This is a genomic window from Pseudomonas sp. 29, from assembly GCF_002754355.1.
GTDB classification, from domain to species: Bacteria; Pseudomonadota; Gammaproteobacteria; order Pseudomonadales; family Pseudomonadaceae; genus Aquipseudomonas; species Aquipseudomonas neuropathica.
The window spans coordinates 230706-244790 of the sequence record NZ_PEEY01000001.1; the positions used below are offsets into that span (position 1 = coordinate 230706).

Below are 14085 nucleotides of genomic sequence, written 5' to 3' on the forward strand. Positions count from 1 at the left end.
CCTGTGATGACCAGGCCACTCTGGTTCAGCAGTACGAAGCGCGAAGCAAACGCGATCGTGAATAAAGCTCGCGCACGCTACTGACTTTCAACTCCCCGCAGCACCATGCGCCTCTTCAAAAAAGTAATCCTTCCAGCTGTCGGCCTTGTTCTTCAGCACGCCCAGTTCCTGCAATTTCTCGGCATAAATAAAGGTGCGCTGTGGCACCACGGTGAAGTCGATTTCCGGGTCTTTGACGATTTGCTCGACCAGGGCCAGCGGCAACTTCGACTGCTCGACACGGATATAAGCCTGAGCCGCCGCCGGTTTGTCGGCCTTGATGATTTTCTCAGCCTCAGCCAAAGCGTCGTAGAACGCCTTGTAGGTTTTCGGGTTTTCGTCGTGGAATTTTTCTGTGGTGTAGAGCACGTTGAACGTTGCCTGACCGCCGAGCACGTCATAGGAGCTCAGCACTTTGTGCACGTTGGGATTCTGCAAAGCCTGGTACTGGAACGGCGGGCTGGAGAAGTGCGAGTTGATCTCAGAGCCGCCGGCGATCAGCGCGGCCGTTGCATCGGGATGCGGAAGGCTGACTGAGATGTCATCGAATTTCTTGTACTGCGCGTCACCGAATTCCTTGGCGGTTTCGATCTGCAAGGTGCGTGACTGGAAACCGACACCGGCGGCCGGCACGGCAATGCGGTCCTTGTCGGTGAAGTCCTTGAGCGTCTTGATGTTTGGATTGTTGGTCAGCAGATAGTTGGGCATCGAACCCAGCGCGGCGATGGCTTTGACGTTCTGTTTGCCTTTGGTGCGATCCCACACGGTGAGCATCGGCGGCACACCGGCAGAAACCACGTCGAGCGATCCGGTGAGCAACGCTTCGTTCATCGCGGTGGCGCCGGAGATGCTGTTCCAGTCGACCTTGATGTCGAGGCCCTGCGCCTTACCGTGTTTTTCGATGAGGTTCTGGTCGCGCACTACATCGAGAATCAGGTAACCGATGCCGAATTGCTGGGCGATGCTGATCTTGCCTTCAGCCTGGGCGCCGGTGCTGAACAACGCACTCGCGGCCAGGGAGGCGGCCAACAGAGTCAGTGCAGAACGTTTGAACGGTGTGGCCATGACAACCTCGCAGCATGGGAGTGGTGTGCTGAAAGGCCTGACTTTATCGCTATAAAAAACAGAAATTAAATACCTTTATCGCATATCGATAGCACGGGTTGTCGAGCGAAAGGAGGCTGCAATCTTTTGATTCCGGGTTTCGATAACAAGATCAAAAGATCGCAGCGTGCCGCAACTCCTACATTGGAATCCGGTGGCGGCTCGACGGGTTAAACAGCCTGAAACAATAAATCCACCAGCCTCAATATCGTCGATTGCCGTGCCACGCGAAGGCGGGTCAGGCCTGCAGACACTCCATCACCTTCAGAGGCCACCGCACCAGCGCATCAGCTGAGGGTTTAAAAGGGCGATCAGACAGCTCACCCTTGGTATCATCGCGCACACTTTTATGACGGTTTAATGGCTGGAAGGTCTTTTTTGTGAGCGCTCTTTTTAATCGGTTGCGGCAGCCGCATGCCCGCCTCTTTTCCCTGATTGTTCTGGTGCTGGTGGTGCCGCTGTGCCTGCGTGCGGCGCTGGGTTGGTCGGCACCGCTGGGCTATTTGTCGGATCTGGCCATCGGCAGCCTGTTGGTGGTGTTGCTGCATCGCCGGGCGTGGTGGCTGGCCTTGCCGGTGTTGCTGTTCTGGGGATTGCTGGCGGTGGCGACCGCTGAACTGGTCAGCGCGGTCGGTCGGCTGCCGACGCCTTCGGACATTCATTACCTGATCGATCCGCAGTTCGTGGAAAACTCCACGGGTGGCGGTCTGGCCCATCCTGCGCTGGGCATCACTTTGCTACTGGCCCTGCTGTTCTGGCTGCTGACCCGGTTTGCCAACCGCAACCTGCCACGTCCGCCCCTGCCCCGCGCAGCCTGGAGCGCGCCGCTGGTATTGTTCGCCGCCCACTGGGGCGCGCAGAACCTGTGGCCGAACGAAGCGGATCCGTGGCGCCAGTACAACCTGCCGCACCAATTGCTGGCCAGCGAGGTCGCCGATCTGCAGATCCAGGCCGAGGAATGGCTGGACGGCGATGTCGAAGAACCCGCGCCGGCGATGGCCGGGCTCACCGACGTCGACCTCAACGGGCAGAAACTGCTGGCCGCGCCGGGACAAGCACGCAACGTGCTGATCATCGCGCTGGAAGGCATTCCCGGGGCTTACATCCGCGCCAACCGCGAGGCGATCGGCAGCCATTATCAGGAAGACCTGATGCCCAACCTCAGCCGCTGGGCCGAGCGCGGCATGAACACCCCGGACTACGTGCTGCATACGCACCAGACCATTCGCGGTCTGTACGCGATGCTCTGCGGCGATTACGACAAACTCAACAACGGCACGCCCAAAGGCGTGGAAATGCTCACCCTCAACGAGCGCAATCAGGCCTGCCTGCCGGCGCAGCTGCGCGAACACGGCTTCAGCACCCACTATCTGCAAGGTGCCGGGCTGCGCTTCATGGCCAAAGACAAGATCATGCCGCACATTGGTTTCGATGCGACGCACGGTCTGGAATGGTTCAGCAACAGCAATTATCTGGAATTCCCGTGGGGCAAGGATGACAAGGCGTTTTTCGAAGGCGCACTGGATTATGTCGGCCAACTGAAAAAGCAGAAGAAGCCGTGGATGCTGACATTGCTGACCGTCGGCACCCATCAGCCCTACTCCGCGCCCGAGGAATACCTGGAGCGCTACGAAACGCCGAAACAGGCCGCCGTCGGTTATCTCGACGATGCGCTGGAGCAATTCCTCAGCGGCCTCGAGCGCCAGGGCGTCCTGAAAGATACGCTGGTGGTGATCACCTCGGACGAATCCCATGGCATTGACGGCGTGCGCCTGGCCTCTTCATGGGGCTTCAACCTGACCCTGGCGCCGGAGCATGAACAACTGCCAAGGCTCAACAAAGGCGTGTATGGCCACGTCGATCTGAGCACTTCCATCCTCGACTACTTCGACCTGCCGGTGCCTTCCGCGCTGAGCGGCCGCTCGCTGTTTCGCGACTACGACAGCGGCCGCGAAATCATGTCGTTCACCAACGGCAAGCTGCGCTATCACAACGGTCAGGGGATTTTTTCCGAGTGCGACATGCCGCGCCGCTGCCGCTATTACGAAAGCGCCGGGTTCATCGCTGAAAGCGCCACGTACAAAGGCAACTACAGCGGTCACCCGGCCCGGCAGATCGCCGCCCGCGCCAACGCTCTCGACCTGTCGCTGCTGCGCACGCCGCTCAATCATCGCTATCAGTTCGGCAGCACCAACGTCATCCCGCTGCAAGCGCAAATCAAGGATGACTGGGCCGACAACCTGATCGGCGCGCAGTACCTGGAAATGCCCAAAGGCTCGCACACCCGCGTGCGCCTGACCGTGCGCTCGGTCGATCCGCAACAAGCGGCGTACATTAAGCTCAAGGCCAAAGAGTTTGAACAGGACGTGCAGATTGGCCTGCCGCAGGAGATGGTGGCAACCGCCGAGCAGCCACTGGAAATGAACTTCAGCTTCGACAACCCGCAAGAGCGCAAAGCGTTTTCTTTCCATTTGCTGGGGTATGGATTGGGCGCGGTTGAGGTGACGGATTTCAGTGTGATTACCGAGTTGCCAGGGCAAGAGGACATCCTTGACGACGTGCCGGAGGACGACACGGCCCAATCCACCTGATCAAGGTCATATAGGGGCGAGCGCGCAGTAAAAGGTTCTGACTATCAACGTCCAATAGTCGGCCTATTAGCTGACTTCCCCAGTCGGGTCTAGCCTTACTAGTCCGAAGTCGGCACGAGCCGGCCGTAGCAGACCTGATAAGGACCCGAACATGGCAAACGAATCGAAATGCCCGTTCAACCACGCCGCCGGTGGTGGCACGACGAACCGTGACTGGTGGCCGAATCAACTCAACCTGAAAATCCTCAGTCAGCATTCGCCAAAGTCCGATCCGTTGGGCAAGGATTTCGACTACGCCAAAGCCTTCAAAAGCCTGGACTTCCAAGCGCTGAAACAAGACCTCAATGCGCTGATGACCGACTCTCAGGACTGGTGGCCGGCCGACTTTGGCCACTACGGCCCCCTCTTCATCCGCATGGCCTGGCACAGCGCCGGCACTTATCGCACCGCCGATGGCCGTGGTGGCGCCGGCTCCGGCCAGCAGCGTTTTGCGCCGCTGAACAGCTGGCCGGACAACGTCAGCCTCGACAAGGCCCGCCGCCTGCTGTGGCCGATCAAACAGAAATATGGCCGCAATATTTCCTGGGCTGACCTGATCGTTCTCACCGGGAACGTCGCGCTGGAGTCCATGGGTTTCAAAACCTTCGGGTTCTCTGGTGGCCGTCCAGATGTGTGGGAGCCGGACGAAGACGTTTACTGGGGTTCGGAGCACGAATGGCTGGGCGGCGACAGCCGTTACGGCAAAGACAAGTCCGCCATGCAGGAACCCGGTGACGGTACGTTGGTCGCCGAGCCGGATTTGCATGGCAAAGAAGAGAGCCGCACCGATCAAGGCGAACGCAATCTGGAAAACCCGCTCGCCGCCGTGCAAATGGGCCTGATCTACGTGAACCCCGAAGGTCCGGAAGGCAATCCAGACCCGGTCGCTTCAGCCCACGACATTCGCGAAACCTTCGGCCGCATGGCCATGAACGATGAAGAAACCGTCGCGTTGATCGCTGGCGGTCACGCCTTCGGTAAAACCCACGGCGCCGGCCCAGCCGATAACGTCGGGCCTGAGCCGGAAGCGGCCGGCCTCGAAGAACAAGGCCTCGGTTGGCGCAACGCGTTCGGTACCGGCAAGGGTGGCGACACCATTACCAGCGGTCTGGAAGTGACCTGGACCACCACACCGACGAAGTGGAGCAATAACTACCTGGAAAACCTGTTCGGTTTCGAGTGGGAACTGACCAAAAGCCCGGCTGGCGCGCATCAGTGGATTCCGAAAAACGGCGCCGGTGCCGGCACCGTTCCGCATGCCCATGATCCGAGCAAAAAGCTTTCGCCGACCATGCTCACCTCCGACCTGGCGCTGCGTTTCGACCCGGCTTACGAGCAGATCTCGCGGCGCTTCCTCGCCAACCCGGATCAACTGGCCGACGCCTTCGCCCGTGCCTGGTACAAACTGATCCACCGCGACATGGGCCCGCTGTCGCGCTATCTCGGCCCGGAACTGCCGAGCGAAGAATTGCTGTGGCAGGATCCGATTCCGGATGTCACTCATCCGCTGATCGACGACAGCGACGCGGCTGCGCTGAAAGGCAAAATCCTCGCGTCAGGCCTTTCGGTGTCGCAACTGGTCTCGACCGCATGGGCCGCTGCCTCGACGTTCCGTGGCTCCGACAAGCGCGGCGGCGCCAATGGTGGCCGTCTGCGTCTGGCACCGCAAAAGTTCTGGCAGGCCAACCAGCCTGAGCAACTGGCCAAAGTGCTGCAAACCCTTGAGGGCATTCAGAACGACTTCAACAGCGGCGCTGCTGGCAAGAAAGTCTCGCTGGCGGACCTGATCGTGTTGGCGGGCAATGCCGGAGTCGAACAAGCAGCGAAAAACGCCGGCCATTCGGTCACGGTGCCGTTCACCCCGGGGCGTACGGATGCAACCCAAGAGCAAACCGATGTTGATTCCTTCGGCTTCCTTGAACCGATTGCCGATGGCTTCCGCAACTACAGCAAAGGCAAATACACCGTCTCGGCCGAGGCGTTGCTGATTGACAAGGCGCAACTGCTGACCCTTACCGCGCCGGAGATGACTGTGCTGCTGGGCGGTTTGCGGGTGTTGAACACCAACGTCGGGCAAACCCGGCATGGTGTGTTCACTTCGCAGACCGAGGCGCTGACCAACGACTTCTTCACTAACCTGCTAGACATGGGTGTGGAGTGGAAGCCTACTTCGAGGGATGCGGATGAGTTCGAGGGGCGTGACCGTAAAACCGGCAGCGTGAAGTGGACGGCGACGCGGGTTGATCTGGTGTTTGGTTCCAATGCGCAATTAAGGGCGTTGGCTGAGGTGTATGCCAGTTCGGATGCGAAGGAGCAGTTTGTTAAGGACTTTGTTGCGGCGTGGACGAAGGTCACCAACCTGGATCGTTTCGACCTGAAGTAACTTTTAGTCAAAAAAAACGCCGCATTGGTTAATGCGGCGTTTTTTTATGTGTACGGCTTGGGGTTTGTGGTGATGCGTGAATCCTACCCCCTCACCCCAGCCCTCTCCCCCCAGGGGGGCGAGGGGGAAAGGGAGCCGATCTTCGTGCTTTTCAAGTCCTGAGTTCGGCTCCGGACTTTCAGGTCGGCGTATAGCGCAAAAACACCTCAGTCAGTCCCCTCTCCCTCTGGGAGAGGGTTAGGGTGAGGGCCGGTCCAACGCTGGAACACCGACGCCAACACACCATCAAGCCAGGCTCTTGCTCACCACCTCATACACATCACTCGACAACTGCCCAGACGCCCGAATCCGCTCCAGCTCAGCCTTCATCAGCGCCTGCCGCGCATCGTCGTATTTACGCCAGCGAGTCAGCGGCGCCAATTGGCGCGAAGCGATCTGCGGGTTGAAGCCGTTCAACTCAATCACCAGATCCGCGAGGAAGCGATAACCCGAGCCGTCCGTAGCGTGGAAGTTAATCAGGTTCTGCCCGGCAAACGCGCCGACCAGTGCACGCACCTTGTTCGGGTTCTTGATGTTGAACGCCGGGTGTTGCATCAACGCTTTCACCCGTTCCAGACCGCCCGGCAAGGTGCTGCCGGCCTGCACGCTGAACCACTGATCCATCACCAGCGGGTTGTCCTTGAAGTGCTCGGCGAAACTGGCCAGCGCCAAGGCTTTCTGCTCTTCGAACGGCGAATTGACCAACACCGCCAGCGCGGTCAGGCGCTCGGTCATGTTGTCGGCTGTTTCGAACTGTTCCAGCGCCGCCGCAAGTACTTCCGGCTTGCCGCTGAGCATCAGGTACGACAGCGCAATGTTCTGCAGCGCACGACGGGCGAAGTGCTCGGCTTCGGCCACGTACGGGGTTTTCTTCGACAAATCACGGTTGGCCTGATACCGCAGCCACAGCGCTTCGAACAGACCTTCCGCCAATTGCTGGCGAGCGAACTCTCGGGCGATATGGATCGCGTCGACGTCAGCCACTTCGCTGATTTCAGTGAGGTACGCCTCACCCGGCAACGAGAGCATTTCGGCGACCATGGCCTGGTCCAGCGTTTCATCCGACAGCACCGTACGCAGCGCCGACACCAGACGCGGGTCGAGCTTCAGGCTCTCGCCTTTCTGTTGCTGGCCGATCAATTCTTGCAGCACTTGCACCGACAGTTGCTGACCGGCATCCCAGCGGTTGAAGCCGTCGCTGTCGTGCTGCATCAGGAACATCAGCTGATCGCGGTTGTACGGGAAGCTCAGCTTGACCGGCGCGGAGAAACCGCGCAGCAGCGAGGGCAGCGGCTGTTCGGCGATGTCGACGAAGGTGAAGGTCTGCTCGGCTTCGGTCACCGAGATCACGCGGGTGGTACCTTGCGCCGACGCTTCGCCGCCCAGACGCAAGGCAATTTCGTTACCTTGGCTGTCGAGCAGGCCGAGTTCGACCGGAATCACGAACGGCAGTTTTTCAACTTTATCCGGGGTTTCCGGGCAGCTCTGGCGGAAGGTCAGGCTGTAGGTTTTTGCGGCAGCGTCGTAAGACTCGCTCACCGCCAGACGCGGCGTGCCGGCCTGGCTGTACCAGCGCTTGAACTGGCTCAGATCGACGCCGTTGGCATCTTCCATGGCCTTGATGAAGTCGTCGCATGTCACTGCCTGACCGTCATGGCGTTCGAAGTACAGATCGCTGCCCTTACGGAAGCCTTCGGCACCGAGCAAGGTGTGGATCATGCCAACCACTTCCGAACCCTTCTCGTACACGGTCAGGGTGTAGAAGTTGGAGATTTCGATAAAGCTGTCCGGGCGCACAGCGTGGGCCATCGGGCCGGCATCTTCGGCGAACTGGTGGGTGCGCAGATAAGCCACGTCCTGAATGCGCTTGACCGTGGCCGAGTTCATGTCAGCAGAGAAGCCCGAGTCACGGAATACGGTGAAACCTTCTTTCAGCGACAGCTGGAACCAGTCGCGGCAAGTCACGCGGTTGCCCGACCAGTTGTGGAAATATTCGTGGGCGACGATTGCTTCAACGCGCTGATGCGCGGCGTCGGTCGCGGTTTCGGCGCGGGCCAGTACGGCGCTGGAGTTGAAGATGTTGAGGCCCTTGTTCTCCATCGCGCCCATGTTGAAGTCGTTGACGGCGACGATCATGAAGATGTCCAGATCGTACTCGCGACCGTAAACCTCTTCGTCCCAGCGCATCGACTTCTTCAGGCTGTTCATCGCGTGCTGGCACTTGTCGATGTTTTCCGGCTCGACATAAATGCGCAGTGCAACATCGCGGTTGGTCATGGTGGTGAAGCTGTCTTCAACGCACCACAAATCACCGGCCACCAGCGCGAACAGGTACGCCGGTTTCATGAACGGGTCTTCCCAGGTTGCCCAGTGCCGGCCATCTTCGCCCGGGCCCGAGGCAATCGGGTTGCCGTTGGAGAGCAGCACCGGATAGCTGTGCTGTTCGGCGACCACGGTGGTGGTGAACTTGCTCATCACGTCCGGGCGGTCGAGGTAATAAGTGATCTTGCGGAAACCTTCGGCCTCGCACTGGGTGCAGAACATCGTGCCGGACTTGTACAGGCCTTCCAGTGCGGTGTTGGTTTCCGGATGGATCTTCACGCTGGTGTCGACCGTGAAGCTTTCGCTGGTCGGCTGCAGGGTCAGGTGGTTTTCGGTGAGCTGGTAGTCGCCGTCAGACAGTTCCTGATCCGCCAGCGTTACCGAGAGCAACTCCAGCTGCTGGCCATCGAGCACCAGCGGCGGCAGGCCCGGGCCACGCGCCGGGTTGCGGCGCATGACCAACTGCGCGTGCACCAGGCTGTGATCCTCGAACAACTCGAAGGTCAGGTGTGTTTCGTCGATCAGGTACTCGGGCGCCTGATAGTCCTTCAGGTAAATCATCTTCGGTTGTTCGGTGCGCATGCTGGCGTCCTTATTGATGCACGGCGAGCTGATAAGCCGTGTACTTGCGAATATTGATCACGCCGGTGTCGAAGATCAGGTACTGGCCCTTGATCCCCAGCAGCGTGCCTTCGGCAATCGGGTTCTTGTCCAGGTTGAAGCTGACGATTTTGGCCGGGTATTGCTCGACCGGATAGCGGATTTCCAGCGGTTCGACATCGGCAATCGTCTGAATAGCCTGTAGGCCGAATCGCTCCTGCAAACCTTGCAGGCCTTCGGCGCAGCTTTCGAATAACTGGTCACGTACCTGCGCCAGATCGACCGCCGCCGCATCGCCCTTGAGCAGCGCGCGCCAGTTGGTTTTATCCGCGACCTGACTGCGGAACAGGTCTTCAACGAAGCCCGATTGCTGCCGTGTCGAGACGCGCATGATCGGCAATGCCTGACATGCGCCCTGATCGATCCAGCGAGTCGGCAGTTGCGTAGCACGAGTGATGCCAACCTTGATCCCCGACGAATTGGACAGGTAAACCACATGGTCGGTCATGCAGAATTTTTCGCCCCACTCCGGCTCGCGGCAGGTGCCGGCGTCATAGTGGCAGCGCTCCGGGCTCATGATGCACAGGTCGCACTGCGCCAGTTTGGTCATGCACGGGTAGCAGTAACCCTGACTGAAACTGGTTTTGGTCTTGCGCCCGCAATGGGTGCAGTGAATCGCCCCCAGGTATTCCAGACGCACCGTGCTGCCAATCAACGGATTGACCGGCACCTCGACGTCATCCAGACGAAACGCGTATTGCACGTTCGGCCCGTCCAGGCGCGCCGACATTTTGCTGATTGCACCGCGGCCAATCTCGATCAATGGATGGCATCCGATTTGAACAGAATGTTCGGCACTTCGATCGACTTCGATGCACATTCCTGCGGGCCCATGTAACCGGTGCGCTGGTCTTCAGGCAGGTTCTGGATTTCCCAGGCGATCATCGCCTGCAACGACAGCTCGCGCTGTTCGGCGGTGAGTTTGCCACCGTCGGACCACTTACCGATTTCCACGGCCAGTTTCAGGCTCTCGTAGATGTCCGGGGTGATGTTGTTGATCATGTCGTTAAAAGAGGACATCAGGGTCTCCGTGCTCTTTATCTACTGAAAATTTCAGGCGGCCAGTTTACGGCGGTTATACAAACCGCCCAACAAACCGGTGAAGCATCCGATGAGTAACCCGCCGACGTGGGCGGCGTTGGCGATTTCGCCGAAACCGATCATCGAGATCAGCCCGGACATGCACACCAGCAACCACACCAGCATCATCACCAGCACGCCACGCGGCAGGCGATAGGCCGGGTTCGGCGCCAGCAGCTGGAAGATCCAGCAATGTCCAAGCAAACCGTACAGCACGCCGGACAGACCGCCGAACAACGTCGCGCCGCTCCAGGCAAATTGCGCGTAGTTGGACACCAGGCTGAACAGCAGCGTCAGGCCGATCAGGTTGATACTGCCCTGACGCGACTCGATACGCCGGCCCAGCTCCCAATACCACATGCCGTTCATGGCCAGATGGAGGATGCCGAAGTGGATCAGCATCGGCGTGACCAGACGCCACCACTGCCCTGCCGCCAGGCTGTCGGCCAATGGCGTGAAATGGATGTACTCGCCGACCACCTGAAAGTCGAGGAAGGTCAGCCAGCGCAGCGTTTGCAGGTTCTCGCCGAGGTACGTCAGCCCGCCAACGATCAGGCACAACAACAGGATGAACCCGGTGGCCTTGGCGTATTTCAGTTGCTCGGCGAAGCTCGGCCGCTTGAAGGTTGGCGCGACGGGAATGTCCATTTGCTGGTCGGGATCACCCGCCGGAAAGCGCTCGTACAAGGAGCGCACGTCTTCGCTGATTTCCGCCGGTGCCCACAGCACTTGTTCGCCGGCCTCTTCGCTGACCCGATGCGGGACCTGCATGCGTTGCAGCAGTTTGACGAAACCACTCAAGTCCACCGCCATCGGCAGACGCAATACCGCTACCGCACTCATTGCAGCACCTCCGGCCGCTCGACATCGACCCAGACAAATTTATGCGGATCCAGACGTGTTTCCTGATCCAGACGATAGGCGACGAGTTTGCCGTAGAGCACCGCGCTGTAATCCAGGCACGCGAGGTTCGGACGGATCGGCGCTGGTTTGCCGCTGCGCCAGTAATGGCCGACGAACAGCAGTGGCTCGTCGACGCCGTAGCGCAGCAGGTTGTTTTTTTCGCTGGACGTCAGTGGCTTCTGCGCCACCGGATCCGGCAGTGCATCAGGCTGGAAAACGATATCGCCGTAAGTCTTCGGATCGTCTTCCCAGAACTTGGTGCGGAAGAACGAACGCACCAGACCATCGCCGCTGGTCATGGTCAGACCATCCGGCAGGCGCATGTCGGTGCCGCGCAACAGACGGTCGAACACGGTGCAGGCAAAGCTGTCCGGCACGGCCGAGGCCTGGAGGAAGTGTTCATCGATGCAGCCATTGGGGAACAGCGCGCGTAACGGCTCGATCAGGCCGGCATCCCAACAGGCATGCACGACGCGGAAGCGGCCGGCGTCGACAAACAGCGGCAACTCATAGAACCAGCGCTGGAAATCGTGCCAGTCACCGGGGTGGTCTTCGAACTGGGTCAGGGTTTCGTGCAGCAGACGCGCGTGGCGCGGCGTGTGTTCGCGAACGAACTGCTTGCCGCTGCCTGGCGGCGCCGGCGTGCTCCAGCCCAATGCGTTGAATTCGTGGTTGCCCATGATGCACAAGGCCTGACCGGCCTCGACCATGTCGTGGACGATGTGCAACGCCTCGCGGATGCGCGGGCCACGGTCGATGATGTCGCCGACGAACACGGCCATGCGCGATGGATGCCGCCAGACCCCGCCCTGCTTGTGATAACCGAGACGGTCCAGCAAGTGTTCAAGGGTCAGGGCGCATCCGTGCACGTCACCAATCAGGTCATAACTGCGCGCGGGATCGAGCATCAGTCGCCTCCACCACCCAACTTGCTGCCCCAGCCGAGCTTGGTGCGGCAGACTTCGTAGTAGTTGTGGTCGAGCGGATGAATCAGCCGCAGCTTCTGTGCTTTCTTGCTGACGGTGATGGTGTCGCCCGGCGCGCAGGTGAAGTGGTTCTGCCCATCGCAGGAGACTTGCGGGTAAATCTGCATGTTTTTCGACACGACGATTTTCAGCTCACTGTTGCCATCGACCACAATTGGCCTGCTCGACAACATATGGGGGTACATCGGCACAATCACAATGGCATCGAGCTTGGGATGCATGATCGGCCCGCCGGCAGACAGCGCATACGCGGTGGAACCGGTCGGCGTCGCGACAATCAGGCCGTCGGCTTTCTGGCTGCAGACGAACTGACCGTCGATGTACAGCTCGAACTCGATCATCCGCGTTGATTTGCCGGGGTGCAGCACCACATCGTTGAGCGCGTCGCCCTGACCAATGGCCTCGGCGTGGCGGCGCACTTCGGCTTGCAGCAGGAAGCGGTTTTCCACCAGATAGTGGCCGTCGAGCACCTTGGCGACTTCGACTTCCAGCTCGTCCGGGCGAATGTCGGTGAGGAAACCGAGGCTGCCACGGTTGATCCCCAGCACCGGAATATTGTGTTTGGCCAGCGCTCGTGCGGCGCCGAGCAGGCTGCCGTCACCGCCGACGACGATGACCATGTCGCAGACTTCGCCGAGCATTTTGCGCGACGAGGTTTGCAAACCGTGGCCCGGCAGGACTTCGGCGATGGTGTCTTCGAGGATCACATGCAGGTGACGATCGAGCAGAAACCGTTTCAGTCGGCGGACGGTATCCAGCACCTGGGAACTGCCCAGGCGACCGATGATGCCGATATTACGAAATTGCTCCATGGGACCTCTGCGGACAATCGAAAACGCGAAAAGCACGATTATGGGCGAAAGCGCCGGTTAGACAAAATCCTTTCAGCCTCAAGGGTGCGCTCATGTTTCAGGCTATGCTCGCAAGATGATCCTGTTTCCCGATTTGCTTCAGTTGCCCCACCAATTACGCCACCCGGAAGTGCGGGATCTGGCGTGGGTGATCCTCGCCCCGCCGATGCTCGCCACCACGCCATGGCCGCAGCGTCATCCGCTGGCGGGCAGCGATTGGGTGCATGACCCGCAGCGGCTGGAGCACTGGTTGCGCCAGCTCGACCGCGACAGTTATGGCTTGTTGCATTGGCTGTCGCAGGCGCGCACGCGGCGTCTGGGCCTGTATTACGAACGGCTGTGGCAGTTTGCCGTGGAGCATGCGCCGGGCATTGAGCTGATCGCCGCCAACCTGCCGATCCGCCGCGAGGGCCACACCCTCGGCGAGCTGGACATGCTGTTGCGTGACCGCGACGGCGTGCATCACCTGGAACTGGCGATCAAGCTTTATCTGGGCCCGCAAAATGGCGACGGTCGTGATCCCGCGCAGTGGCTAGGCCCGGGTTGTCATGATCGGCTGGATCGCAAACTGGCGCATCTGGCCGAGCATCAATTGCCGATCTCGGCGCGCCCGGAAAGTCGCGAAGTGCTGGCGGCGCTGGATATCGAGGTGTTCAGCGCGCAGCTGTGGCTCGGTGGTTACTTGTTGTATCCGTGGCCCGGGCCGGCTGGATCACCGAGCGGTGCGCACCCGCAGCATTTGCGCGGCAGTTGGTTGCATCAGAAGGATTGGCCGGCATTCGTCGCTCAACGTCCGGCGGGACGCTGGCAACCCCTGCCCCGCCACGCCTGGCTGGCACCGGCGCATTATCCGGCGGACCAGACGTGGACCATGGAGCATTTACGCATGTGGCTGGAGGATCTTGCGCCGCTGGCCCCGGCACAGCTGATGGTGCGCCTGACCGAGAACGCGCAGGGGGAATGGGAAGAGGCTGAGCGGTTGTTTCTGGTGTCGGATCTTTGGCCGAATGTCCCGGGCCAGGCCTGAGTTTGTTGGTGTTTGGTATGACGCCTTCGCGAGCAAGCTCGCTCCCACATTTGGAATGCAT

The 14085-nt window shown here is 60.1% G+C and carries 10 protein-coding genes; 3 read left to right on the forward strand and 7 right to left on the reverse strand.

Annotated features, from left to right (window positions below; all coding sequences use genetic code 11):
- Positions 1-87: 87 nt before the first annotated feature.
- Positions 88-1104, reverse strand: coding sequence for an ABC transporter substrate-binding protein (locus tag CLU80_RS00915; RefSeq protein WP_099756499.1), 1017 nt, complete (start codon positions 1102-1104; stop codon positions 88-90).
- Between the two features lie 419 nt (positions 1105-1523).
- On the opposite strand from CLU80_RS00915, the gene CLU80_RS00920 reads away from it, so the two are divergent.
- On the forward strand, positions 1524-3734 hold the full coding sequence (locus tag CLU80_RS00920) for an LTA synthase family protein (RefSeq protein WP_099756500.1): 2211 nt from the start codon (positions 1524-1526) through the stop codon (positions 3732-3734).
- 151 nt (positions 3735-3885) lie between these two features.
- Complete coding sequence (katG, locus tag CLU80_RS00925) at positions 3886-6156, forward strand: catalase/peroxidase HPI (RefSeq protein WP_099756501.1); 2271 nt, start codon at positions 3886-3888, stop codon at positions 6154-6156.
- A 285-nt stretch (positions 6157-6441) separates the two neighbouring features.
- Here the strand turns inward: katG and pepN are convergent, their stop codons facing one another.
- The 6 genes from pepN to CLU80_RS00955 are packed head-to-tail and all read right to left on the reverse strand — an operon-like array spanning position 6442 to position 12958.
- Complete coding sequence (pepN, locus tag CLU80_RS00930) at positions 6442-9099, reverse strand: aminopeptidase N (protein ID WP_099756502.1); 2658 nt, start codon at positions 9097-9099, stop codon at positions 6442-6444.
- A gap of 10 nt (positions 9100-9109) precedes the next feature.
- The gene (locus CLU80_RS00935) at positions 9110-9940 is read right to left on the reverse strand and encodes a DUF2797 domain-containing protein (RefSeq protein ID WP_093430729.1); all 831 of its coding nucleotides are present in this window, start codon (positions 9938-9940) and stop codon (positions 9110-9112) included.
- Positions 9937-10197 (reverse strand): YeaC family protein, encoded by a 261-nt coding sequence (locus CLU80_RS00940; protein WP_007919229.1) that lies wholly within the window; start codon positions 10195-10197, stop codon positions 9937-9939. Before CLU80_RS00940 ends, CLU80_RS00935 begins: the two co-directional genes overlap by 4 nt.
- Before the next feature lie 33 nt (positions 10198-10230).
- Complete coding sequence (locus tag CLU80_RS00945) at positions 10231-11100, reverse strand: rhomboid family intramembrane serine protease (protein WP_099756503.1); 870 nt, start codon at positions 11098-11100, stop codon at positions 10231-10233.
- On the reverse strand, positions 11097-12068 hold the full coding sequence (locus tag CLU80_RS00950) for a metallophosphoesterase (protein WP_093430727.1): 972 nt from the start codon (positions 12066-12068) through the stop codon (positions 11097-11099). The genes CLU80_RS00945 and CLU80_RS00950 overlap by 4 nt, the downstream gene beginning before the upstream one ends.
- The gene (locus tag CLU80_RS00955; protein WP_003224174.1) at positions 12068-12958 is read right to left on the reverse strand and encodes an NAD(+) kinase; all 891 of its coding nucleotides are present in this window, start codon (positions 12956-12958) and stop codon (positions 12068-12070) included. Before CLU80_RS00955 ends, CLU80_RS00950 begins: the two co-directional genes overlap by 1 nt.
- A gap of 115 nt (positions 12959-13073) precedes the next feature.
- Between CLU80_RS00955 and CLU80_RS00960 the strand changes: the two genes are divergently transcribed.
- Positions 13074-14024 (forward strand): DUF1853 family protein, encoded by a 951-nt coding sequence (locus CLU80_RS00960; protein ID WP_099756504.1) that lies wholly within the window; start codon positions 13074-13076, stop codon positions 14022-14024.
- Positions 14025-14085: the final 61 nt, after the last annotated feature.